Raw genomic sequence first — 21897 nt, forward strand, 5'->3', positions numbered from 1 at the left:
CCATTGCCGGGAGGCGTCGCCTCGTTCCCTTGCCGGCCCGGACTGCTCCGGATTAAAACGTCGGCGGCGGGCGAATATGGGAGGCAGGATGGCGTTCAGACGCAGAAAGAACACGGCGGCGATCCCGCGCACGGCGCCTTCCTTCGAGCATATCGTCACCGAGGCGAGCGACAGTTTCCTGTGGCGGCTGGACGACTATCCCTGGGAGCGCAACGTCTGGAACTTCCATCCGGAATACGAGATCCACCTGCTGCGGAAATCCTCCGGCGTGGTCCTGGTCGGCGACCATATTGGCGAGTTCGGGCCGGGCTACCTCACCATCGTCGGTGGTGGCCTGCCGCATGACTGGGTCACCGCGGTGCAGCCAGGCGAGTTGATCGAGGGTCGCGACATCGTGCTGCAATTCGATGCCGAGCGGCTGCGAGGATCGGCTGACATGCTGCCGGAATTGCGCGAACTGGAGCCGTTCCTGGAACGGTCGCTGCGCGGCATGGTCTTCCACGGCGGGACCGCGCTTGAAGGCGCCGCGCTGATGGAGCGGATGGGTACGGTGCATGGGCTGGCCCGGTTCTGCCTGTTCCTCGAACTGGTCGACCTGCTGGCCCGGACCGATGAGTATGAGCTGTTGTCATCACCGAACTTCCAGCCGGTTCTCGATGCCGCCTCGCTCGACATCATCCAGCGCACGCTGACCTATCTGTTCCAGCATTTCGCGGAGGATCTGAAGCTGCCTGACGTGGCCGAGCTGGCCGGCATGAGCGAAAGCACCTTCTCGCGGTTCTTCCAGAAGAACACCGGCAATTCCTTCAGCGACCATCTTGCCAAGCTCAGGCTGTGGCAGGCGTGCAAGCTCCTGGCTGATACCGATGTGCCGATCACCGACATCTGTTTCCAGGTCGGCTACATGAACATATCCAACTTCAACCGCGCGTTCCTGCGCAAGCACAAGATGACGCCGTCATCCTATCGCAAGCTGTCGCGGCAGCGTCTGGCGATGCGCGCATAAGCGCATCCTGAATCACCATTTTGGACCAGATCGATACTCGTGTGACGCGTCCCCTATGTGGGTGCCGTTTTTTGCGCTGCACAATGCATAAAAGTACAGGTCTGCTGCAACGGGGCTTCTAGCTTGACCCCTCACAACTGCGCATTTTGGCGATGGGTGGCATGTCGTTCGGGCGATGGTGAGGATCGCGCAACCCGAGGACCTGCGTTTCCTGCGACGTATTCCTGGAGGAGAAAAAGATCATGAGACCAGTTCGGCTCGCTGCCAGCCTTGGCGCAGTTTTCGTGCTTTCCGCTACCGTTTCAACCCTAGCCCTGGCGCAGGCGCCGGTCTGTTCGGCACCGGTCAAGGTGCTGGCGCAGCCACGCGACGGCCTGACGCTTCTGGAGGACTCAAAGGCCGAGTTCGAGAAGCTCTCCGGCGCGAGCTTCAAGATCGATTATCTCAACGAGAACGATCGCCGCGCCAAGTCGCGCGCGGACGCGTCCACCGTCGGCAACTACAACGTCTACTATGTCGATGAAGCGAATGTGGCGCTTTTCGCCTCGTCGAAGTGGATCGTGCCGCTGACCGATTTTTATCCGGCCGACTACGACTATGCCGACTTCGACCCAGGCCGCCAGAAGGTCGCGACCTATGACGGCAAGGTCTGGTTCGCGCCGCTGACCGGCGGCGGCGACCTGATGGTCTACCGCAAGGACGTGCTGGAGGCCGCCGGCATCCAGCCGCCCAAGACGCTGGACGAGCTGATCGCCGACGTGCCGAAGCTGACCAATGCCGACAAGGGCATGTATGGCATCGCGTTGCGCGGCGCCCGCGGGTCGGGCGCAAATGTCTGGCGCTGGATGCCGTTCTTCAAGGCCTATGGCGGCAAGTGGTTCGACGGCGACAAGCCGGCCTTCAATTCGGAGGCCGCGGTCAAGGCAACCGAGACCTATCTGAAGCTGTTCAAGGATTCGGCACCCGGCACGCAGACCGGCAGCTGGGACGAATCGACCGGCGCCTTCCTGTCGGGCCAGGTCGCGATCCTGGTCGAATCGACGCCGCTTTCGGGCATGGCGGTCGATCCGAAAACCTCGCAAGTGGTCGGCAAGATCGGCTTCCTGCCGCCGCCCTCGCCACTTCCCGGCGGCGGTTACGGCCATGGCCTCGCCATCGCGGCGAAGGCCAATGCCGACGACGCTTCGAAGAAATGCGCCGGCCTGTTCATCGCCTGGGCAACGTCGAAGGAAAACGAGAAGCGCCGGCTCGACGCCCACCAGTTCGGTGAGCTGAACCGCACCAGCATCCTGGCCAGCAAGGAGTTCGCCGACATCTACGGCGCCGATCTCGGCCAGGCGCTTGCCGAAACAGGCAAGGTGACGGCGGTGAACTTCTGGCAGGATCCACGCTGGCCGGATCTCGGCGACCGCTGGGGCATCATCCTCGAGGAATTGATTGCCGGCACGCGCACCGACGTCAAGGGCAGCCTCAACGAGCTCGAGGCCTATGCCAATGAGCTGGTGAAGAAGTAGGTCCCTCCCTCTTGCGGCGCGCGGTTCGCGGCAGTCTCGGGACCGCCGGAACCTGTGCGTCGCAGGAGGGCCTGCCCGTCATGTCCAGATATCAGAGACACAGCAAGGCCTGAGACCAATGCCTCGACGTTCATCCCTGCCGGTCACCTTTGTCGTGCCGACGCTGGTCATTCTGCTGATCCTGTCGATGGTGCCGACGCTTTACGCGATCATCATCGCCCTGCAGAACCGCGAGCTGAGCTCGACGGCCTATTCCTGGGTCTGGTTCTCGAACTTTTTGGATCTATTCTCCGACCGCCGCTTCCTCAACGCCGTCTGGGTGTCAGTGAAGTGGGAGGTGGTCACCGTCGTGGCAACGATGGTGGTGGCGATCGGGCTCGGCGTGCTGATGTTCGAGGCCGCCTCGCCGCGCCTGCGCAATCTCTACTGCCTGCTGTTCATCATCCCGGTGCTGCTGCCGCGCGTCTCGGCGGCCTTCGTCTGGAAGTTCGCCTATCATCCACTCTACGGCATCGCCACCTACCCCTACCGGCTGCTCACCGGCGGGCTGATCTTTGATCCGCTGTCCAAGCCTTCGACGGCGCTGTTCGCCGTCGCCTCGGTCGATGTCTGGCAGTGGGGCCTATTCTTCGCCGTCATCGTGCTCAAGCTGCTGGAGACGTTGCCGCCGCAGCCGATCGAGGCGGCCCGACTCGACCACGCCCGGCGCTGGCAGATCCACGCCTACGTCACCTTGCCGATGCTGAAGGCGCCGCTGATCAGCCTGATGTTCGTCAAGATGATCGAGTCGCTGCGCTCCTTCGACCTGATCTATGTGATGACCCGCGGCGGGCCGGGCGTGGCAACCGAAACGCTCGACATGTACGCCTTCTCGCAAGGCTTCATCGAGTCCGGCAAGGTCTCCTACGCCTCGGCGATGGCCGTGCTGATGATGATCGCCACCGTCATCACCTTCACGATGCTGTGGAAGCGGGTGCAGGCATGAGGCCCGGCCGCATCATCGCCAAGGCCGTCCTGGCCTTCGCCGGCTTCCTCGCGGTATTCCCGCTGCTGTGGACGGCGCTCAATTCGCTGAAGAACAGCGTCGACATCATCACCCGCGTTCCCCGCCTCGTGTTCACGCCGACGCTTGCCAATATCAGCTATATCCTTGGCCGCGACAGCGTCATCACCGGCCTCTACAATTCGGTCATCGCCTGCGGCTCGGCCGTGCTGATCGGCGTCGTGCTTGGCCTGCCCGCGGCCTACGCGGTGGCGCGCTATCCCAACCGCTGGGCCGGCGACATCCAGTTCTTCGTGCTGTCGCTGCGTTTCCTGCCGCCGGTGGCGGTGGCGATCCCGCTGATGGTGATCTGGTTGCAACTCGGCCTCTACGACACTTTGCCGGCTTTGATCGTCACCTACTCCCTGCTGACCATCTCGGTGATCATGTGGCTGGCCATTCCAGCCTTCCAGGCCGTGCCGAAGGAAGTCGAGGAAGCCGCCTTCGTTGACGGTTACGGCGCTTACGCGGTGTTCTGGCGGATCGCGCTGCCCGTGGCTGCCCGTTCGCTGATCGGCGCGATTGCCTTCAGCTTCGTGCTGGTCTGGAACGAGTTCCTGATCGCGCTGATGCTGTCGAGTTCCAATGCCAAGACCTTGCCGATCGTCGCCTCCGAACTCTCCCAGCAAGGCATGAATGTGCCGTGGGGGATTTTGAACGCCTCGGTCGTGCTCCTGTCGCTGCCGCCGCTGCTTTTCCTCGGCGTGCTCAGCGGTTTCCTGAATTCCGTTTTCCGGCAAAAAAAGACTTGAAGTGAGGACGACCCGATGCGGGCTTTGGTACTTGAAAAAAAAGGCGAACTGTCGCTGCGCGAGATCGCGTTGCCGCTCGATGTCGGACCCGACGACGTCAGGATCGCCATCCACACGGTCGGCGTCTGCGGCAGCGACGTGCACTATTACACCCATGGCGCCATCGGCAGCTATGTCGTGCGGGCGCCGATGGTGCTCGGCCACGAGGCCGCCGGCACAATCGTCGAGGTCGGCGTCAATGTCAGGAGTTTGAAAGTCGGCGACCGCGTCTGCATGGAGCCCGGCGTGCCGAACCTGTCGTCGCGCGCGACAAAACTCGGCATCTACAATGTCGACCCGGACGTCACTTTCTGGGCGACGCCGCCGGTGCATGGCATCCTTGCTCCCTATGCCGTGCACCCGGCGGCTTTCACCTACAGGCTGCCCGACAATGTCTCCTTCGCCGAGGGCGCCATGGTCGAGCCCTTCGCCATCGGCATGCAGGCGGCTAGTCGTGCCCGCATCGTTCCAGGCGATGTCGCCGTCGTCGTCGGCTGCGGCCCGATCGGCATCATGATCGCGCTTGCTGCCCTTGCCGGCGGCTGTTCGAAAGTGCTGATTTCCGATTTTTCCGCGCCCAAGCTGACGATCGCCGCGCAATATGCCGGCATCGTGCCGGTCAATATCGGCGAACAGTCGCTGGTCGACGTCGTCGCGGCGGCCACCGACAATTGGGGCGCCGACATCGTCTTCGAGGCGAGCGGCAGCCCCAAGGCCTTCGCCGACCTGTTCGATGTCGTGCGGCCAGGTGGCGCGGCGGTGTTGGTCGGGCTGCCGGTGGAGCCGGTGGCCCTCAACGTACCGGCGGCGATCTCGAAGGAAGTGCGCATCGAGACGGTGTTCCGCTATGCCAACATTTTCGACCGCGCCCTGCAGCTCATCGCCTCCGGCAAGGTCGACCTCAAGCCGCTGATCACCGGCACCTATGATTTCGCCGACAGCATCAAGGCGTTCGAACGGGCCGCCGAAGGCAACCCGCAGGACGTCAAGCTGCAGATCCTGCTTACAGGCGAAAAGGGCTGACCATGTCCGCGATCGTTTGCTCCCACGTCGACAAGGCCTATGGCTCCACCACGGTCATCCGCGATCTCAACCTCAGCATTGAAGAGCACGAATTCGTCGTGTTCCTAGGCCCGTCCGGCTGCGGCAAGTCGACCTTGCTCAGGATGCTGGCGGGGTTGGAGGACATCAGCGGCGGCGAGGTCTCGATCGGCGGCAAGGTGGTCAACGACCTCGATCCGGGGGATCGCGGCATCGCCATGGTGTTCCAGAACTACGCGCTCTATCCGCACATGACGATCTTCGACAACATCGCCTTCGGGCTGCGGCGCCAGAAGGTGCCGGCGGCCGAGATCCGCAAGCGGGTCGAAGCGGTGTCGGGGACGCTGGGGCTCGACCCCTATCTCGGCCGCAAACCGGCCGAACTTTCCGGCGGCCAGCAGCAGCGCGTGGCGATCGCCCGGGCCATGATCAAGACGCCCAAGGTGTTCCTGTTCGACGAGCCGTTGTCCAATCTCGACGCCAAATTGCGCAACCATATGCGCGTCGAGATCGCGCGGCTGCACCAGTCGTTGAAGACCACCACCGTCTATGTCACCCATGACCAGCTGGAGGCGATGACGCTCGCCGACCGAATCGTGCTGCTCAAGGACGGCGTCATCGAGCAGATCGGCTCGCCGGCGGAAATCTACCGGCGGCCGGGCAATATTTTCGTGGCCGGCTTCATCGGCACGCCGAACATGAATTTTGTCGATGTGACGGTCGCCCGAGCCGGCAACGGCTGGACGCTGACCGGCGCCGGAACGGTGCTTTCGATGGACGGGGCGGGTTTTCATGTCCAGCCGGGCGATCGCGCCGTGCTGGGCATCCGCCCGCCGGACCTGAAGACGGCCGGCGCCGGCGCCGCCGGCATATTGCAAGGCACCGCCGATCTCATCGAATTCCATGGCAATGACGCGCTGGTGACCTTCGGCTCCGGCGGCAAGGAGATCAGCGCACTGGTTCCGGCACGCGAATGCCCGGTGCTGCATGCGCCCGTCCGCTATACGTTCGAGGAGGAAGCGATCCACCTGTTCGACGCGACATCGGGCGCGTCCCTGCGCAAGCAGTAGAGCGACAAAACCTACCGGATGGCGTCGAGCACCTGCCGCTGCCGGTGCATTTCCAGGAAAATGCGGTAGTCGCGATCGAAGCGGGCGCCGGCCGCCGGGTTGGCGGCGCGTGCCTTGCCGCCCTGCTGCATGGCAAGGCAGGCGGCGTTGAGATCGGGGAACAGCCCGGCAGCGGTCGCCGCCACCATGCCGGTGCCGAGCAGAACCGCCTCGTCGGCCAGCGGCTCGACCACCGTACAGCCGGTGGCGTCGGCATAGAGCTCCATCAAGAGCGGGTTCTTGGTGTGGCCGCCGGTGACGTGCAGCGTGTCGATCAGGTAGCCGTTCTCATTCAGCGCCTCCAGCACATGGCGCACGCCGAGCGCGATGCCGACGGCGGTGCGCCAGTAGAGCTTGCACAGGCTGTCGAACGACGAATCCAGCGTCAAACCGCTGACGACGCCGACGGCGTGCGGGTCGGCCAGCGGCGAGCGGTTGCCGTGGAAATCCGGCAGCACATGCAGCCGCGCGGCAAGGTTCTCGCCCTCGGCGGCGCGCAGTTCGGCGACGCGCCCGGCAATCCTGGCATGCATGGCCGCGTTCGGCTCGCCGCCGGCGCCGTGCCAGCGGATGATGTGGTCGAGCAGCGCCCCGGTCGCCGACTGGCCGCCTTCCGATAGCCACAGCTTCGGCAGCGCGGCGCCGTAGTAAGGGCCCCAGACGCCGGCGAAAGGCTGCGGGTCGGGCGACATCGCCATGACGCAGGAGGACGTGCCGGCGATCAGCGCCAGATGGCGGCCGATATTCTGGTCGTCGCCGGCAAAACCGCCGAGCACGCCAAGCGCCCCGGCATAGGCATCGATGACGCCTGCGCCGACGCGGCAGTTTTCGGTCAAGCCGAGTTCCGCCGCTGCCTGCGCCGTCAACGGACCGATATCGGCGCCAACCGGGCTTGCCTTTTCGGGCAGATTGCCATGGTCAAAAAGATCGTCGAGGCCGACGAGTTCGAAGAAATCGCGCTGCCATGCGCTGTCCTGGTGCGCCAGATAAGTCCATTTCGCTGTCAGTGTGCATTGCGAGCGGGCCAGCGAGCCCGTTGCCTGCCAGGTCAGGAAATCGGCCAGGTCGAACAGGTAGCCGGCTTCATTCCATGTCTTCGGTAGATTACGCTTCAGCCACATCAGCTTCGGCGTCGCCATCTCGGGCGACATGACGCCGCCGATATAATTCAGCACCTCGTGGCCGCTCGCCGTGCATTCGTCGGCTTCGGCGATGGCGCGGTGATCGAGCCAGACAATGGTGTCCCAGCGCTTGTCGCCGGTGGTCGACACACTGAGCTGGCCGCCTTGCCTGTCCCGCACGACCAGAGAACAGGTGGCATCGAAGGAGATGCCGGCGATATCCCCGGCGGCGACGCCGGCCTTTTCCCGCGCGGCACGCACGGCGGTGCAGACGGCGGACCAGATATCGCGCGAATCGTGCTCGGCATGATCCGGCTTCGGCTGGTTCATGGCGATCGGCCGCTCGGCACGGCCGAGCAAGGTGCCACTGGCGTCGAGAATGCCCGCGCGAGCGCTCCCGGTGCCGACATCGACCGCGCAGACAAACTGTTTCGTCAAGATGCTCTAACTCTCGCTCCCAGGCCTGCAATCAGATCGGGCAATTGCAGCATGTCAGCGAATATAAAGTCCGGTTCGGTCGACGCAAGCCGCGCTTTCAATGCCGGATTGCCAGCGTGCGCGCCGCCGGTAAAGGCAAGGACGCGCATGCCTGCCGCGCGTGCGGCGGCGACACCGGCCGGGCTGTCCTCGATGACGAGACACCTGCGCGGATGGGCTCGCATGGTGGCGGCGGCGTGGAGGAAAAGGTCGGGCGCCGGCTTTCCCTTGGCAACCATGGCCGCGCTGAACAGATGCGGCTCCATCAGCGTCAGCAGACCGGTGACGTCGAGCGCGTAACGAATGCGTTCTAGCGTGCCGGAAGAGGCGACGCAGTACGGCAGGCCGAGCTTCGGCAGCATCTCCTTGACGCCGGGGATCGGCATCAGCTCCTCGCGGAACTTTCGCATGAGGTCGACGCGCATGGCGGTGAGATGCTGGTCGGTGATCTCCAGGCCGAAGTCGCGGCTGAGGATCTCGCGCACGCTTTTCATGCTCTTGCCGAGGAAATGCTCGTAGGCAGCGTCCTCGCCAAGACTGCCGCCGGCAAGTTCGATCATGCCGAGCAGCGCCGAGACGGAGAGCGCCTCGCTATCGACCAGCACGCCGTCGCAGTCGAAGATGACCAGTTCAGGCGTCATGATGCCGGCTGGCTCTCAGAGCTTGCCGGCGAGGTAGCGCGTCAGCGTGGCGCGCGTGCCATTGGCCCAGAGCACGTTGAGCGCGTGGGCGAAGGCCTCGACGAAGGCGGCGGCGCGGCCGACGTCGCCATAGATATCGTCCATCGCAAGCCACGCGGCGGGCGCGTCCTTTGCCGCCTTTGCCGTTGCCTTCAGCCGGTCCCAGCTCGGGTCGTTGGGCTCGATGACGGCGCCGCTGTCCGTCGTGCCGAAGCAGTAGCGGCACCAAAGGGCCGATTCCAGCGCCAGTCCGGCAACGCCTTTGCCGGCCTTCAGCCGGTCGGCGATGGTCGGGATGATGAATTTCGGCTGGCGATTGGACCCGTCGAGGCAGAGCCGGCGCACCGTGTCGCCGATCTTGGGATTGGAGAAGCGCTTCTCGATGAGCTGGTAATAGTCTTCCAGCACCGTGTCCGGCACCGGCGGCACCGTCGGGATGATCTCGTCGTGCTCGAGCTTGTCGAGGAACCCGCGCACCAGCGGCTCCTGCATCGCCTCATGGACGAAGTGGATGTCCATCAGCCCAGCCGGATAGGCTATCGTGGCATGGCCACCATTGAGGATGCGGATCTTCATCAGCTCATAAGGGGCGACGTCCTTGACGAACTGCACGCCGACCTTTTCCAGCGGCGGGCGGCCATCGGTGAAATGGTCTTCCAGCACCCATTGCCGGAACGGCTCGCAGAACACCGGCCAGTTGTCCTCGATGCCAAAATCGTCGGCGAGGATCTTGCGCTCGCGGTCGCTGGTGGCCGGCGTGATGCGGTCGACCATGGCGTTCGGGAAGGCGACCGTCTCGCTGACCCAGCTCGCCAGATCCTCGTCGATCAGGCGGGCAAGGCCGATAACACCATCCGACGTGACATGGCCGTTGTGGGGAATGTTGTCGCAGGACATCACGGTGAACGGCACGATACCATCCTGGCGGCGTCGCACCAGCCCGGCCAGGATAATGCCGAACACAGTCTTCGGTGTGGCGCCCGGCTGCGCGTCGGCGACGATGTCGGGATGGGTCGGGTTGAAGACGCCGGAGGCCGGGTCGATGAAATAGCCGCCTTCGGTGATGGTCAGCGAAACGATCCTGATCGCCGGATCAGCCAGCCGATCGATGATGGCGGCGGCATCTCCCGGCATCAGGAAATCGATCATCGCGCCGGTGACGCGGGCGCTCATATGGCCCTCGTCCTGCTCGACCACTGTGGTCAGCCAATCCTGCTCTTCAAGCTTGCCGCGGCCGATCTTCTCGCCGTCGAACACGCCGGCGCCGACCAGCGCCCAATCATGACCGATGCCCTGACCGAACAGGTCGTCGAGATAGACGGCCTGGTGCGAGCGGTGAAAATTGCCGACACCGAAATGCACGATGCCGGCTTTCAGCGCCGAGCGGTCATAGTTCGGACCTGCGACCTTAGGCGGAAGCCTGACGAGGCTCGAGGACGAAAGTTTCACGGTCATCTGCTTTACCCTTTGGCCGATTTGCAGCCCGACTGTTTCGCCTCCTTCGGGAGGGCGAGGATGAGGGGCCGCACCTGGTGTTCCAGCATGCGGCCCCTCACCCGCCCCCGCGGCGCCTTCTCCGGAGGAAAGAAAGAGGCGCCGTCCCCCTCAAATCGTTCTTTTCAACTCATCCATTGGCCGCCATCGACATTGTAGGTCTGGGCGACGATGTATTCGGCTTCGTCACTGGCGAGGAACACGGCCATGCCGGCGAGGTCTTCCGGCTTGCCCATGCGGCCGTAAGGCACGCCTTCGCCGACCAGCCGCTTTTTCTCGCCCTTCGGCCGGTTCTCGTATTTGGCGAACAGGGCATCGACCTCGTCCCACATGTCGCTGTCGACGACGCCGGGCGCGATGCCGTTGACGTTGATGCGGTGCCTGATCAGATCGAGCCCGGCCGACTGGGTCAGCGAGATGACCGCGGCCTTGGTGGCGCAATAGACCGCGACCAGCGGCTCGCCGCGACGCCCGGCCTGGCTTGCCATGTTGATGATCCTGCCGCCCTTGCCCCGCGCGATCATCGACCGGGCGGCTGCCTGCAGCATGAACAGCGTGCCCGCGACATTGACGGAGAAAAGCTTTTCATAGCTCGCCCGAGATATCTCCACGATCGGGGCCAGGTCGAACAAAGCGGCGTTGTTGATCAGGATGTCGAGACCGCCCGCCTTGTCCTCCACCGCCTTCACCGCGGCATCGATGGATGCCTGGTCGGTGACGTCGAGTTTCAGGGCATAGGCGTTGTCGCCGATCGCGGCGGCCGTCTTCTGCGCGGCTTCAAGATTGATATCGGCGATCGCGACAGTGGCGCCCTCGCGCACATAGGCTTCGGCGAAAGCCCTGCCGATGCCTCGCGCCGATCCCGTGACCAGTGCCGATTTGCCTTGCAGCCTCACTGTCCCATCCTCACCGGCCCATCCTCACTGGCCCACCCTCACTGGGCCATCGCCTTGCCATCAGCGCCGAAGCGATGCAGCTTGGCCTTGTCAGGGGTGAGATAGATGGTGTCGCCATGGCGGACCGCCAGTTCGCCGTCGGCGCGCACCGTCAGCGGCCCGACGCCGTCGGCTTGAACGTGCAGGAACGTGTCGGAGCCCAGATGCTCGGCCACGCCGACCGTCGCCTTCCAGTCGCCCGCCGTGGTCGATATCTGCATATGTTCGGGCCGGATGCCGATGGTCTTGGCGGTGTATTTGCCAGCCGGCGCGCCTTCGATCAGGTTCATCTTGGGCGAGCCGATGAAGCCGGCGACGAACAGGTTCTTCGGCGTCTTGTAGAGTTCCATCGGCGAGCCAACCTGCTCGATATTGCCGGCGTTGAGCACGACGATCTTGTCAGCCATGGTCATCGCCTCGACCTGATCGTGGGTGACGTAGATCATCGTGGTTTTCAGCTGATGGTGCAGTTCGCTGATCTCCAGCCGCATGGTGCCGCGCAGTGCCGCGTCGAGGTTGGACAGCGGTTCGTCGAACAGGAAGGCCGAGGGCTGGCGCACAATGGCGCGGCCGATGGCGACGCGCTGGCGCTGGCCGCCGGAGAGCTGGCCGGGGCGGCGTTCGAGGTAGTTGGTAAGGTTGAGCACGCGCGCCGCGTCCTTCACCTTCCTGTCGATGGTCGCCTGGTCCTCGCCCGCCATCTTCAGCGGGAAAGCGATGTTCTTGGCCACCGTCATATGCGGGTAGAGCGCGTAGGACTGGAACACCATGGCAAGCTTGCGCTTGGCCGGCGCCTCGCCGGTGACGTCGCGGCCATCGATGTTGATGGTGCCGCCGCTGGTGTCCTCAAGGCCAGCGATCAGCCTGAGCAGCGTGGACTTGCCGCAACCCGACGGGCCGACGAAGACGACGAACTCGCCGTTTTCGATCACCAGGTCGAGGCCGGGGATGATGGACGTCGAACCAAAGGACTTGGAGACGTTCTTGAGCGTGATGTTTCCCATGGTTTCCTCCCCGAGGGCTGTTTTTCGCCGATTGCTTCAGGCAATTTCCGTCACTTCACCGCGCCAAATGTCAGGCCGCGCACCAGCTGCTTCTGGCTGAACCAGCCCATGATCAGGATCGGCGCGATGGCGAGGGTCGAGGCGGCCGAAAGCTTGGCCCAGAACAGGCCTTGCGGGCTGGAGAAGGAGCTGATGAAGGCGGTGAGTGGGGCGGCTTCCGTGGTGGTCAGCCGGATCGTCCAGAACGCCTCGTTCCAGGCCAGGATGATGTTGAGCAGCATGGTCGAAGCAATGCCCGGCACCGCCATCGGCGTCAGCACGTACCAGATTTCACCCCACAAGGATGCGCCGTCCATACGCGAGGCTTCCAGGATTTCGCCTGGGATTTCGCGGAAGTAGGTGTAGAGCATCCACACCACGATCGGCAGGTTGATCAGCATCAGCATGATCATCAGGCCGATGCGCGAGTCGAGCAGGCCGAGATTGCGGAAGATCAGGTAGATCGGGAACAGCACGGCGACTGCCGGCATCATCTTGGTGGACAGCATCCACATCAATATGTCCTTGGTCCGCTTGGTCGGCGAAAACGCCATCGACCATGCCGCCGGAATGGCGACCAACAGCGCCAGGATGGTCGAGCCGACAGAAAGCAGCACCGAGTTCAGGAAGAACTTGAAGTAACCGCTCTGCGCCTGGACCTCGGCATAGCTCTCGAAAGTCCCGGACGGGATCAGGTTGAAGCCCTGGATTGCCTCCTGTTCCGACTTGAACGAGGTGATGATCGTATAGAGGATCGGAAAGAAGATCAGCAGCGCGACGGTCCAGGCGGCAATTGTCGCGATTGTCTTGTGCTGGGTGGTGACTGAGCGTGCCATCGTATCCTCCCTTACTTGTCCAGGTTCTTGCCGACGGCGCGCATGGCGAAGAAGGCGACGATGTTGGCGAGAATGACGGCGATCACACCGCCCGCGGATGCCTGGCCGATTTTGAATTCCAGCAACGCCTTCTGGTAGACGAGGAAGGGCAGGTTGGTGGAGGCGTATCCAGGGCCGCCATTGGTGGTGACCAGGATCTCGGCGTAGACCGAGAGCAGGAAGATCGTCTGGATCAGGATGACGACGGTGATCGCCCGCGACATGTGCGGCAGCGTCAGATAGATGAAGCGGCTGATGAAGCCGGCGCCGTCCATCTCGGCGGCTTCCTTCTGCTCGCCGTCGAGCGACTGCAGCGCGGTCAAGAGGATCAATGTCGCGAAAGGCAGCCACTGCCAGGCGACGATGATGATGATCGCCGTCATCGGATGCTGGCCGAACCAGTCGATCGGCTGTGCTCCGAAGAAGCGCGCTATGTCGGCGAACACGCCATATTGCGGGTGCATGATCATGTTCTTCCACACCAATGCGGCCACCGGCGGCATGACGAAGAACGGCGAGATGACGAGGATGCGCACGATCCCCTGGCCCCACATCGGCTGATCGATGAGCAACGCCAGCAGGATGCCGCCGATCACCGTGATCAGCAGCACGCTGACCACCAGGACAAGCGTGTTGAGGATCGACTGCAGGAAGGCCGGATTGGAATAGAACAGCGCGTAGTTGGATAAGCCGACGAACCCGTCGCGCATTGGGTTGAGCGGATTGTACTGCTGGAAGGAGAACCAGATCGTGATGACCAGCGGCACGATCATCCAGACGAACAGCAGCACCACGGAAGGCGCCATCATGAATCGGGCAAGCGAACGGGTCTGCTGAGTAGCCATGACGGTCACCCTTCAAGGATCAGGCTGAATTTTCACAGGCTCTGGAAAGGCGGCCGCCCGAACTGGGTTTCGGGCGGCCGGTGCCGGTCGAGGAGGTGACCGGCGTTCGGCACCGGGAGGAGCCTTACTTGATGTAGCCGCCCTCGGTCATCGCCGCGGTGGAGGCGTCCTGGGCCTGCTTCAGCGCATCGTCGACGCTCGACTGGCCGGCAAGAGCCGCCGAGAAGAGCTGGCCGACGGTGGTGCCAAGGCCCTGGAATTCAGGGATGGCGACAAACTGCACGCCGACATAAGGCACCGGCTTGACGGTCGGATGCGTCGGGTCGGCGGCATTGATGGAGTCCAGGGTCATCTTGGCGAACGGAGCCGCCTTCTGGTACTCGGGATTGGCGTAGAGCGAGGAACGCGTGCCCGGAGGCACGTTTGCCCAGCCTTCCTTCGACGCGACGAGCTCGGCATAGTGCTTGCTGGTCGCCCAGGACACGAACTTCTCGGCGGCGTCGGCCTTCTGCGTGCCGGCCGGGATCGCCAGCGACCACGCCCACAGCCAGTTGCCCCGCTTGCCCAAGCCATTATCCGGCGCCAGGGCATAGCCGACCTTGTCGGCGACGGTAGAGTTCTTCGGGTCGGAGACGAAGGAGGCGGCGACGGTGGCGTCGATCCACATGCCGCACTTGCCCTGCTGGAAGAGCGCCAGGTTCTCGTTGAAGCCGTTGGACGAGGCGCCCTCGGGACCGTCGGCCTTCATCAGGTCGACATAGAACTGCAGCGTCTTCTTCCATTCCGGCTGGTCGAACTGCGGCTTCCAGTTCTCGTCGAACCAGCGGGCGCCGAAGGAGTTCGACATGGCGGTCAGGAAGGCCATGTTCTCGCCCCAGCCGGCCTTGCCGCGCAGGCAGACGCCGTTCACGCCATTGGCGCGGTCGGTCATCTTGTCGGCCGCCTGCTTGATGAAATCCCAGGTCGGGGCGTCGGGCATTTTCAGCCCAGCCTTCTCCATCAGGTCCTTGCGGTACATGACGAAGGAGCTCTCGCCGTAGAAGGGCGCGGCATAGAGCTTGCCATCGACCGAAAGGCCGCCGGCAATTGCCGGGATGATGTCCTTGGCGTCATAGTCGTCGCCGAGCTTGTCGAGCGGCAGGAGCCAGCTCTGCTTGGCCCAGATCGGAACCTCGTAGGTGCCGATGGTCATCACGTCATACTGGCCACCCTTGGTGGCGATGTCGGTGGTGACGCGCTCGCGCAGCACGTTCTCTTCGAGCGTGACCCAGTTGAGCTGGATGTCCGGGTTAGCCTTGGTGAAGTCGTCGGTCAGCTTCTGCATGCGGACCATATCGCCATTGTTGACGGTGGCGATGGTGATGGATTCGGCGTGTGCGGCGAACGCAAGCGTGCTGGCCGACAACAAGCCCAGGGTGAGCGTGCGAAGTTTCATCAAATTCCTCCCATAAACCAAGTTGAGCATTTGCCTTGGTTGTGAGCAATTACTCACTTAGTCTTAATTATGTCAAGCCGGATTCGATGCTGCAGCGCAGCACACGGCCGGCGAATGGGGCGGAGGTTCGAAGACAGGGCTCGGGTTGCCGCCGTCTGGAGTCCAGGCGGCGGGACCAAAGCCTCTCGAGCGGGATGTCGTTTGTTGCCCCGGTCCGACGTCAGCTTATGTGCCGGTCAGCAGGCGATCTCGGCCAGCAGCCAGTCGCGGAAGGCGCGGATCTTGGGCACGTTGCGGCGCGCCTCGGGGTAGACCAGCCAGTAGGCGTGCCCGTCGTCGCCGACCAGGTCGAATGGCTGGATCAGCCGGCCGTCGGCGAGTTCGGCCTTGAACAGCGCCCGGGTCAGGATCGCCACGCCATGGCCCGATATGGCCGCGTTGGCTTCATAGGCCTGCGCGCCCATGCTGCTGCCGGGCCGCCTGGCAAGGTCGTGGCTGTGCACGCCGGCGGCCTCGAACCATTGCGTCCACCAGATATCGCTGGGATCGAGGATCGGCAGCTTGAGCAGGTCGGCCGGTTCGTTGATGCCGCCGATGCTCGCAGCGAGCTTCGGGCTCAGCATGGGCGTGAAATCGGCATCGAGCAGCTTGTGGGCTTCCAGCCCCGGCCATTTGCCGCCGCCAGAACGAATGGCGAGGTCGACATCCTCGCGGGCGAAATCCGTCAGCCGGCTCGACGTGTCGAGCCGCACGGCAAGCGAGGGATGCGCGATCTGGAATGCGCCCAGATGGTGCGCCAGCCAGTTCGAGGCAAAAGTCAGCACCGTGGTGACGCACAACAACCCGTCCGCCCCGCCGCGCGCGGCGGCATAGGCCTGGCTAAGAATGGCAAAGGCCTCGCTGACCGCCGGCGCCAGGCGCTGGCCGGCTTCGGTCAGTTCGATCTGCCGCGGCCGGCGCAGGAACAGCGGAGCGCCGACGCGCTCCTCCAGCACCTTGATTTGATAGCTGACCGCCGCTTGCGTCATGGCGAGTTCGCCGGCGGCCTTGGTGAAGGAAAGATGCCGCGCCACCGCCTCGAACACCCGGATCGCCTGTAACGGCGGCAGCTGCGAAACCTGCGGCGCGCTGAGATCAGGCATAAAGCCTCCTTATGGATCGTTATCGACGTTCGATTGGCAAAAGCGGCCGGCAAGGCCGACATTCATCCTCAACCCGTCATTCGGGTTCAGGATAACGAAGGTTGACGATCATGACCATGGCGCAGCAAAAATGCACTCCCGCCCCCGATCATCGCTGGATTTCGTGGCTTGCGGACGGATTCGGCTGGTTCGCGACCCGAAAAAGGGCGCATCTCGACGTCAGGGACCTGTCGCCGCATCTGCAGCGCGACCTCGGTTTCCTCGATGGCAACGACCCTTTCGGCCGGCACCAATAGCCTTGCTGGCTTTATCGCGAAGCCGTCAGATACTGGCTAGCAGGGCGGCCGCCGTCCGCTCGTCGGTGATGAGCCCGTTGACCAGCCGTCGGTTGACCGCCGCCAGGATGCCGGGCAGCTTGCGCTCCCCCATGGCGAGCGCGATCACCAGCGACTTCTCCCGCGACGGCAGCGCCGCCGACGACACCCGGTCATTGGTGATGCCGTCGATCATGCGGCCCTCGCGGTCGAACACCCAGCCAACGATTTCAGCGACGCCGCCGGCCTTCTGCAAGGCTTTCAGTTCGCTTTCGGAAATGAAGCCATCCTCGTAGAGCGGCGCCTTCGGGCCGAGGTCGCCGATACCGATGAAGGTGACGTCGGCCTCCGCCGCAAGCACCAGTGTCGGCTGGATCATCGGCTGGTTGAGCAGCATCTCGCGCTCCTGCGGCGAAGAGGCGATGACCGGCAGCGGCATCGGGAAGGACCGCGCCTTGACCCTGTCGGCCATGGTGAAGATGACGTTGTAGAAGGCAGCGGACCCGTCCGGCGAGATGTTGCCGGTCAAGGACACCACCTTGTGCTGCGGGCATTCCATCGGCGGCAATTGTTCGATCGCCGCCTTCAGCGTCCGTCCGGTGCCGATGCCCATGACGATCGGCGTCGGCGACCGCAGCCGCCGCTCGATCTCAGCGGCCGCCGCTTCGGCGATGCCGATGGTCGTGGAAGATGAATTGGGATCGCTCGGCACCACCTCGACCACGTCGAGCGCAAAGCGCGATTTCAGCCGCGCGGCGAGATCCAGGCAGTTGGCGATCGGATGATCGACGCGGACCTTGATCAGGCCTTCCGACACCGCCAGCGACACCAGACGCTGCGCCGTCTGCCTCGATATGCCGAGCGTGGCGGCGATCTGGTCCTGTGTGTTGCCGGCAACATAATAGAGCCAGCCGGCGCGCGCCGCGTCGTCCAGCCTGTTGCTGCCGCCATCCTGCCGGGTATTCACGTCCTGCCTCCCCAAACCGCCGATCATCAGGCGGTCGTATCAGTTTCGCAGGGAATGACCGCCTGCGCAATTGTCAATCTCAAGAGCAAATGCTTGCGCCGAAGCAGCGGTGATTTCTCCGCCGACATCCTATCGGAGAAAGCGCCGCGGGTCCGTTTCTCCGTCTGAAGGCATGTTCAATGGCCGCCAAAGGTTTATCTCGCGGCGCAAACCCTTTAAGGGATCGAAAAAAGGAGCGCTGCATGACACCAAAGGCGGTTTTCTGGGACATGGACGGGACGCTGGTCGACAGCGAACCGCTGCATGAGGCAGCCCTCATCGCTGCGATGCGCAATGCCGGCCTCACGCCTCCGGCCGATCTGCACGAACGCGTGCTCGGCGTCGCCGCCTGGCCGGTTTACGAAATGATGCGCGACGAGTTCGGGCTGCAACTGCCCTTCGACGAATGGATCGTTCACAAATATGAGCATTACCTGCCGCTGGTCGAGGGGCTGAAGCCGCGCCCAGGCGCCATCGAGATCTTCAAGGAGTTGCGCGCGCTCGGCGTGCAGCAGGCGGTGGTCTCAAACTCGGATCGGATGATCGTCGACGCCAATCTGCATATGGTCGGGCTGACCTACCCCGGCATGAAGACGATCAGCCGCAACGATGTGCGGGAAGGCAAGCCGCACGCGGAGCCTTTCCTTCGCGCCGCCTATCTGGCAGACGTCGACCCCGCGCACGCCGTCGCGGTCGACGACAGCTGGCCGGGCGCCATGGCGGGCCTGGCGGCGGGAATGAAGACGATCTTCTGGCCTGAAAAGCCGATGGAAGGACCGCCCGGCGCCATTGTCATCAACAGCGCCGGGGAATTGCGGGCTCAGCTCGGACTGTAGCGTTCAGTTCCGGTACACCGGCTCCTGCTCGTCGAGGATCGCCTTCAACTCGGCGAGATGACGTTCGGCCTGGCCGGGATAGTTGTCCATCTCGCTCGCCGCCTTCTCGGCGATCGCGTCGGACAAGGTGCGCAGCGGCCGGCCCGTCCACAGGGCCTTGATGTAGGTCTCGGCGGCACGCTCGAAATAGAACATGCGGTTGAAGGCGTCGGCGACGGTGTCGCCGATGACCAGCACGCCATGGTTGCCCATCACCATCACCTTGACCTTGGGGTCGGCGAGAAGCTGCGAGCAGCGCTCGCCCTCTTCCTCGAAGGCCAGTCCGCCATAATGGGCGTCGACGACGTGACGGTTGAAGAACATCGCCGAATTCTGGTCGATCGGCGGCAGCGTCGAGTCGGCAAGTGAGGCCAGCACGGTGGCGTGGATCGAATGGACGTGCATGACGCAGCGCGCGTGCGGCACGTTGCGATGGACGGCGCCGTGCAGGCCCCATGCCGTGGGGTCGGGTGCATTCGGCCCGGAAAGCGTCTCGGGGTCGTTGGCGTCGATCTCGATCAGGTCGCTCGCCTTGATGCGCGAGAAATGCACCTGGTTCGGGTTCATCAGGAACCTGGTGCCGTCGTCGTTGACCGCCAGCGAGAAATGGTTGGCCACCGCCTCATGCATGTTGAGCCGCGCCGTCCAGCGGAAGGCGCAGGCGAGATCGACGCGCTCTTCGTAGAAGGGCAGGTTGGTGAGCGTTTCCTTCTGCAGGCGGGCGATGCTCATCGAAAATATCCTCCGGTTTGGCCCAGAATGCCGCGCGCCGCTGGTGCCCGCAACCGCTTTCGCTTGGTGCAGAAGGCCAGTTATGCCGCGGTGCTTGCGGCGCCAACGGTTCGCAGTCCGCCGTGCTCGATGATGAAATCGATTACCTCCCGCAGGCCCTTGCCGCGCGAAAGATCGGTGAAGCCGAACGGCCGCTTGCCGCGCATGCGGCCGGCGTCGCTCTCCATGACGTCGAGATTGACGTTCACATAGGGCGCAAGATCGCTTTTGTTGATGACCAGGAAATCGGACCGCGTGATCGCCGGGCCGCCTTTGCGCGGGATTTCTTCGCCCTGGCAGACCGAGATGACGTACAGCGTGAGATCCGCAAGGTCCGGCGAGAAGGTGGCGGCAAGGTTGTCGCCACCGGATTCGATGAAGATGATGTCGAGGTCGGGAAATTTGCGGTTGAGCTCGGCGATCGCCTGCAGATTGATCGAGGCATCCTCACGGATGGCGGTGTGCGGGCAGCCGCCGGTCTCGACGCCGACGATGCGGTCCTCCGGCAGCGCCTGCAGCCGGGCCAGCATCATGGCGTCCTCCCTGGTGTAGATGTCGTTGGTGACGACGGCGATGGAGAACTCGTCGCGCAGCGCCTTGCAGAGTTTTTCGGTGAGCGTCGTCTTGCCGGAACCGACGGGGCCGCCAATGCCGATGCGAAGGGGGCCGTTGGGTTGTGTCATGTCGGAAACTCCGTGATGGCAAGGACTGCGAAGCCGAGCCCGATCAACAGGCAGAGCGGCGAATAGAAACTGGAATCGAGCCGAGCGAAAGGCTGTTGCGGCGCCAGCCGGCGCCACCAGGGCGTGAAACCGGCAATGCCGCGCCCCAGGAACACCAGTCCGATCAGCATCGCGGTGGCCGCGAGGCCCTGCTTGGGAAACGGCGAGGCAAAGAAACCGATGAGCGCCAGCGGCCACAGCGTTGCCAGGCCGAGGCAGGCGGCAACGGCGAAACTGGCGAACGGCGTCGGCATTTCGTCGACGCCGCGAAAGCCGACGACAGCGTGGGCGCAGGACGCCGCGTCCCTGCCCGGCCAGACGCCGCCTATGCCCCAATAGACATGCAGCGCCGTGACCAGCAGCAGGACGAAGGAGAGGACGAAGGCGAGGAGGATCATGAGCGGAACAATCGCGAATACTGGGTTTCGTGCTTCATGGCCATGACGTCGGAGACGAAGGCGCAGCCGCCGAGGTCGTCCAATGTCGAGCGGGACGCGCGGGCAGCGGTCGAGAGCGCCAGCGGCTCGAAACCCGCGAGCAGCGTCGTCGCCTCGTTCTGGCCGATCATGCCGAGCCGGATCGCGGCCTGGACGAGGTTGGAGAAGAAGGCTTGCGCGAAGGCGCACAGCGCGTCCTCAAGCGCGATGCCATTGCCGCCGGCCACGGCTCCGACGGCCACGCAATAGGCGCAATCGGCCGGCAAGCGCTCCAGCACGGCAGTGGGCCAGGCGGCGGCTGCTTTGAGGAAGGCCGCGCCTTGCAGCATGGTCTCGGCGTGGCGTTCGCGCGAGCCGGCCAGTGCCTCGGCCAGTGCGACAACCTCGGCCAGATCGCCACCTTCACGGGCGCGGCGCCAGCTTTCGGCGAACAGCACGGCATCGTTCCAGCCCGAGCCCATCTCGACCAGCGCCTCCAGCCAGCCGGCAAGGCCGGCGGCATTGGTCACCAGCCCATCTTGCACCGCGCGCTCGAGGCCATGGCTGTAGGCAAAGCCGCCGACCGGAAAGGCCGGCGACAGCCACGCCATCAGCCGTAGCAGGGCGATGCCGGACGGCTGGTCAGTCATGATCATGGAGGTGATCGTGCGAATGCGCGTGGCTGTGCGCATGCGCTTCGCTATGGCTGTGGCCATGCGCGTGGCCGTGATCATGCCCGCCGGAATAGGCGCCGCGCACCGGTTTGAACGGCTCGGAGACGTCGCGCACCGTGGCGCCGAGTCCCTCCAGCATCGCCTTGATGACGTGGTCGCGCAGGATGAGGATACGGTGCGCCTCGATGCCTGCGGCGAGATGGCGGTTGCCGATATGCCAGGCGAGTTCGGCGAGATGCACGGCGTCGCGGGCGCGGATGTCATAGACCTCTTCGGGCGCCGCGATGATCTCGATATGGCCGCCATCCTCCAGCACCAGCCGGTCGCCATCGTTCAGAGCGACAGGCTCGGGCAGGTCGACCAGCACCTTGCCGCCGTCGGCAAGTTCGATGGCGCGGCGGCGCAGATGCCGCTCGTCATGGGCGAGAACGGCACGGCCGGACGGCGCGGTGGTTGCGGCCGTGCCGGCGGGCAATACGGAGACGGCGCGCGGGAATTTGGTGAAGTCGGTGTTGAGGTTGAGCTTCATTTCATGGAACCTCCATCAGAGCGCCGCGCGTCCCCTTGGA

Annotated in this window: 23 protein-coding genes; 8 read left to right on the forward strand and 15 right to left on the reverse strand. The window is 64.1% G+C overall.

Annotated elements, in window-relative coordinates; translation table 11 throughout:
• Positions 1 to 88: 88 nt before the first annotated feature.
• The 6 genes from MESAU_RS02530 to MESAU_RS02555 all read left to right on the forward strand — a co-directional run bounded on the left by MESAU_RS02530 (position 89) and on the right by MESAU_RS02555 (position 6464).
• Complete coding sequence (locus MESAU_RS02530) at positions 89 to 1006, forward strand: AraC family transcriptional regulator (RefSeq protein WP_015314478.1); 918 nt, start codon at positions 89 to 91, stop codon at positions 1004 to 1006.
• A gap of 242 nt (positions 1007 to 1248) precedes the next feature.
• Positions 1249 to 2520 carry an ABC transporter substrate-binding protein gene (locus tag MESAU_RS02535; RefSeq protein WP_015314479.1) on the forward strand — a complete coding sequence of 424 codons (1272 nt, stop codon included), beginning with the start codon at positions 1249 to 1251 and terminating at the stop codon, positions 2518 to 2520.
• 118 nt (positions 2521 to 2638) lie between these two features.
• Entirely contained in the window at positions 2639 to 3505 is an 867-nt protein-coding gene (locus tag MESAU_RS02540; RefSeq protein WP_015314480.1) for a carbohydrate ABC transporter permease, read from the forward strand.
• Positions 3502 to 4314: a carbohydrate ABC transporter permease gene (locus MESAU_RS02545; RefSeq protein WP_015314481.1), complete on the forward strand. Its 813-nt coding sequence runs from the start codon at positions 3502 to 3504 to the stop codon at positions 4312 to 4314. Before MESAU_RS02540 ends, MESAU_RS02545 begins: the two co-directional genes overlap by 4 nt.
• A 15-nt stretch (positions 4315 to 4329) precedes the next feature.
• Positions 4330 to 5376: an NAD(P)-dependent alcohol dehydrogenase gene (locus MESAU_RS02550; protein ID WP_015314482.1), complete on the forward strand. Its 1047-nt coding sequence runs from the start codon at positions 4330 to 4332 to the stop codon at positions 5374 to 5376.
• Between the two features lie 2 nt (positions 5377 to 5378).
• Positions 5379 to 6464 (forward strand): ABC transporter ATP-binding protein, encoded by a 1086-nt coding sequence (locus tag MESAU_RS02555; protein ID WP_015314483.1) that lies wholly within the window; start codon positions 5379 to 5381, stop codon positions 6462 to 6464.
• An 11-nt stretch (positions 6465 to 6475) separates the two neighbouring features.
• Here MESAU_RS02555 and MESAU_RS02560 read toward each other — a convergent pair whose 3' ends face one another.
• The 9 genes from MESAU_RS02560 to gcvA form a co-directional block, all read right to left on the reverse strand.
• Positions 6476 to 8062, reverse strand: a complete 1587-nt coding sequence (locus MESAU_RS02560) for an FGGY-family carbohydrate kinase (protein WP_015314484.1) — start codon at positions 8060 to 8062, stop codon at positions 6476 to 6478.
• Positions 8059 to 8742: an HAD family hydrolase gene (locus tag MESAU_RS02565; protein WP_015314485.1), complete on the reverse strand. Its 684-nt coding sequence runs from the start codon at positions 8740 to 8742 to the stop codon at positions 8059 to 8061. Before MESAU_RS02565 ends, MESAU_RS02560 begins: the two co-directional genes overlap by 4 nt.
• A gap of 15 nt (positions 8743 to 8757) precedes the next feature.
• Complete coding sequence (locus tag MESAU_RS02570; RefSeq protein WP_015314486.1) at positions 8758 to 10236, reverse strand: mannitol dehydrogenase family protein; 1479 nt, start codon at positions 10234 to 10236, stop codon at positions 8758 to 8760.
• Positions 10237 to 10400: 164 nt separating this feature from the next.
• A complete protein-coding gene (locus MESAU_RS02575; RefSeq protein ID WP_015314487.1) occupies positions 10401 to 11171 on the reverse strand; it encodes an L-iditol 2-dehydrogenase in 771 nt (256 codons plus the stop codon).
• Positions 11172 to 11209: 38 nt separating this feature from the next.
• The gene (locus MESAU_RS02580) at positions 11210 to 12214 is read right to left on the reverse strand and encodes an ABC transporter ATP-binding protein (protein WP_015314488.1); all 1005 of its coding nucleotides are present in this window, start codon (positions 12212 to 12214) and stop codon (positions 11210 to 11212) included.
• Positions 12215 to 12264: 50 nt separating this feature from the next.
• Positions 12265 to 13089 carry a carbohydrate ABC transporter permease gene (locus tag MESAU_RS02585; RefSeq protein ID WP_015314489.1) on the reverse strand — a complete coding sequence of 275 codons (825 nt, stop codon included), beginning with the start codon at positions 13087 to 13089 and terminating at the stop codon, positions 12265 to 12267.
• A gap of 11 nt (positions 13090 to 13100) precedes the next feature.
• On the reverse strand, positions 13101 to 13973 hold the full coding sequence (locus MESAU_RS02590) for a carbohydrate ABC transporter permease (protein ID WP_015314490.1): 873 nt from the start codon (positions 13971 to 13973) through the stop codon (positions 13101 to 13103).
• A gap of 124 nt (positions 13974 to 14097) precedes the next feature.
• Positions 14098 to 15408, reverse strand: coding sequence for an ABC transporter substrate-binding protein (locus tag MESAU_RS02595; RefSeq protein ID WP_015314491.1), 1311 nt, complete (start codon positions 15406 to 15408; stop codon positions 14098 to 14100).
• Positions 15409 to 15644: 236 nt separating this feature from the next.
• Entirely contained in the window at positions 15645 to 16550 is a 906-nt protein-coding gene (gcvA, locus tag MESAU_RS02600; protein WP_015314492.1) for a transcriptional regulator GcvA, read from the reverse strand.
• Between the two features lie 110 nt (positions 16551 to 16660).
• On the opposite strand from gcvA, the gene MESAU_RS02605 reads away from it, so the two are divergent.
• Positions 16661 to 16846, forward strand: a complete 186-nt coding sequence (locus MESAU_RS02605; RefSeq protein ID WP_015314493.1) for a hypothetical protein — start codon at positions 16661 to 16663, stop codon at positions 16844 to 16846.
• 25 nt (positions 16847 to 16871) lie between these two features.
• On the opposite strand, the gene MESAU_RS02610 is transcribed toward MESAU_RS02605, so the two are convergent.
• Entirely contained in the window at positions 16872 to 17831 is a 960-nt protein-coding gene (locus MESAU_RS02610; RefSeq protein ID WP_015314494.1) for a sugar-binding transcriptional regulator, read from the reverse strand.
• A gap of 242 nt (positions 17832 to 18073) precedes the next feature.
• On the opposite strand from MESAU_RS02610, the gene MESAU_RS02615 reads away from it, so the two are divergent.
• The gene (locus tag MESAU_RS02615; protein ID WP_015314495.1) at positions 18074 to 18706 is read left to right on the forward strand and encodes an HAD family hydrolase; all 633 of its coding nucleotides are present in this window, start codon (positions 18074 to 18076) and stop codon (positions 18704 to 18706) included.
• A gap of 3 nt (positions 18707 to 18709) precedes the next feature.
• Here MESAU_RS02615 and MESAU_RS02620 read toward each other — a convergent pair whose 3' ends face one another.
• The 5 genes from MESAU_RS02620 to ureE form a co-directional block, all read right to left on the reverse strand.
• Positions 18710 to 19477, reverse strand: coding sequence for a class II aldolase and adducin N-terminal domain-containing protein (locus MESAU_RS02620; protein ID WP_015314496.1), 768 nt, complete (start codon positions 19475 to 19477; stop codon positions 18710 to 18712).
• 80 nt (positions 19478 to 19557) lie between these two features.
• Entirely contained in the window at positions 19558 to 20199 is a 642-nt protein-coding gene (gene ureG, locus MESAU_RS02625; protein WP_015314497.1) for an urease accessory protein UreG, read from the reverse strand.
• Positions 20196 to 20636: a DUF3995 domain-containing protein gene (locus MESAU_RS02630; protein WP_015314498.1), complete on the reverse strand. Its 441-nt coding sequence runs from the start codon at positions 20634 to 20636 to the stop codon at positions 20196 to 20198. The genes ureG and MESAU_RS02630 overlap by 4 nt, the downstream gene beginning before the upstream one ends.
• Positions 20633 to 21304 (reverse strand): urease accessory protein UreF, encoded by a 672-nt coding sequence (locus MESAU_RS02635; protein ID WP_015314499.1) that lies wholly within the window; start codon positions 21302 to 21304, stop codon positions 20633 to 20635. Before MESAU_RS02635 ends, MESAU_RS02630 begins: the two co-directional genes overlap by 4 nt.
• On the reverse strand, positions 21297 to 21857 hold the full coding sequence (gene ureE, locus MESAU_RS02640) for an urease accessory protein UreE (protein WP_015314500.1): 561 nt from the start codon (positions 21855 to 21857) through the stop codon (positions 21297 to 21299). Before ureE ends, MESAU_RS02635 begins: the two co-directional genes overlap by 8 nt.
• Positions 21858 to 21897: the final 40 nt, after the last annotated feature.

Origin of the sequence: Mesorhizobium australicum WSM2073 (genome assembly GCF_000230995.2) — a bacterium.
In the GTDB taxonomy this organism is placed as follows: domain Bacteria; phylum Pseudomonadota; class Alphaproteobacteria; order Rhizobiales; family Rhizobiaceae; genus Mesorhizobium; species Mesorhizobium australicum.

What these genes read in the sequence shown, in the direction of transcription:
- MESAU_RS02530 (WP_015314478.1), top strand. Translation starts at nt 89, where the DNA reads ATGGCGTTCAGACGCAGAAAGAACACGGCGGCGATCCCGCGCACGGCG.
- MESAU_RS02535 (WP_015314479.1), top strand. Translation starts at nt 1,249, where the DNA reads ATGAGACCAGTTCGGCTCGCTGCCAGCCTTGGCGCAGTTTTCGTGCTT.
- MESAU_RS02540 (WP_015314480.1), top strand. Translation starts at nt 2,639, where the DNA reads ATGCCTCGACGTTCATCCCTGCCGGTCACCTTTGTCGTGCCGACGCTG.
- MESAU_RS02545 (WP_015314481.1), top strand. Translation starts at nt 3,502, where the DNA reads ATGAGGCCCGGCCGCATCATCGCCAAGGCCGTCCTGGCCTTCGCCGGC.
- MESAU_RS02550 (WP_015314482.1), top strand. Translation starts at nt 4,330, where the DNA reads ATGCGGGCTTTGGTACTTGAAAAAAAAGGCGAACTGTCGCTGCGCGAG.
- MESAU_RS02555 (WP_015314483.1), top strand. Translation starts at nt 5,379, where the DNA reads ATGTCCGCGATCGTTTGCTCCCACGTCGACAAGGCCTATGGCTCCACC.
- MESAU_RS02565 (WP_015314485.1), bottom strand. Translation starts at nt 8,742, where the DNA reads ATGACGCCTGAACTGGTCATCTTCGACTGCGACGGCGTGCTGGTCGAT.
- MESAU_RS02570 (WP_015314486.1), bottom strand. Translation starts at nt 10,236, where the DNA reads ATGACCGTGAAACTTTCGTCCTCGAGCCTCGTCAGGCTTCCGCCTAAG.
- MESAU_RS02580 (WP_015314488.1), bottom strand. Translation starts at nt 12,214, where the DNA reads ATGGGAAACATCACGCTCAAGAACGTCTCCAAGTCCTTTGGTTCGACG.
- MESAU_RS02585 (WP_015314489.1), bottom strand. Translation starts at nt 13,089, where the DNA reads ATGGCACGCTCAGTCACCACCCAGCACAAGACAATCGCGACAATTGCC.
- MESAU_RS02590 (WP_015314490.1), bottom strand. Translation starts at nt 13,973, where the DNA reads ATGGCTACTCAGCAGACCCGTTCGCTTGCCCGATTCATGATGGCGCCT.
- MESAU_RS02595 (WP_015314491.1), bottom strand. Translation starts at nt 15,408, where the DNA reads ATGAAACTTCGCACGCTCACCCTGGGCTTGTTGTCGGCCAGCACGCTT.
- gcvA (WP_015314492.1), bottom strand. Translation starts at nt 16,550, where the DNA reads ATGCCTGATCTCAGCGCGCCGCAGGTTTCGCAGCTGCCGCCGTTACAG.
- MESAU_RS02605 (WP_015314493.1), top strand. Translation starts at nt 16,661, where the DNA reads ATGACCATGGCGCAGCAAAAATGCACTCCCGCCCCCGATCATCGCTGG.
- MESAU_RS02615 (WP_015314495.1), top strand. Translation starts at nt 18,074, where the DNA reads ATGACACCAAAGGCGGTTTTCTGGGACATGGACGGGACGCTGGTCGAC.
- MESAU_RS02620 (WP_015314496.1), bottom strand. Translation starts at nt 19,477, where the DNA reads ATGAGCATCGCCCGCCTGCAGAAGGAAACGCTCACCAACCTGCCCTTC.
- ureG (WP_015314497.1), bottom strand. Translation starts at nt 20,199, where the DNA reads ATGACACAACCCAACGGCCCCCTTCGCATCGGCATTGGCGGCCCCGTC.
- MESAU_RS02630 (WP_015314498.1), bottom strand. Translation starts at nt 20,636, where the DNA reads ATGATCCTCCTCGCCTTCGTCCTCTCCTTCGTCCTGCTGCTGGTCACG.
- MESAU_RS02635 (WP_015314499.1), bottom strand. Translation starts at nt 21,304, where the DNA reads ATGACTGACCAGCCGTCCGGCATCGCCCTGCTACGGCTGATGGCGTGG.
- ureE (WP_015314500.1), bottom strand. Translation starts at nt 21,857, where the DNA reads ATGAAGCTCAACCTCAACACCGACTTCACCAAATTCCCGCGCGCCGTC.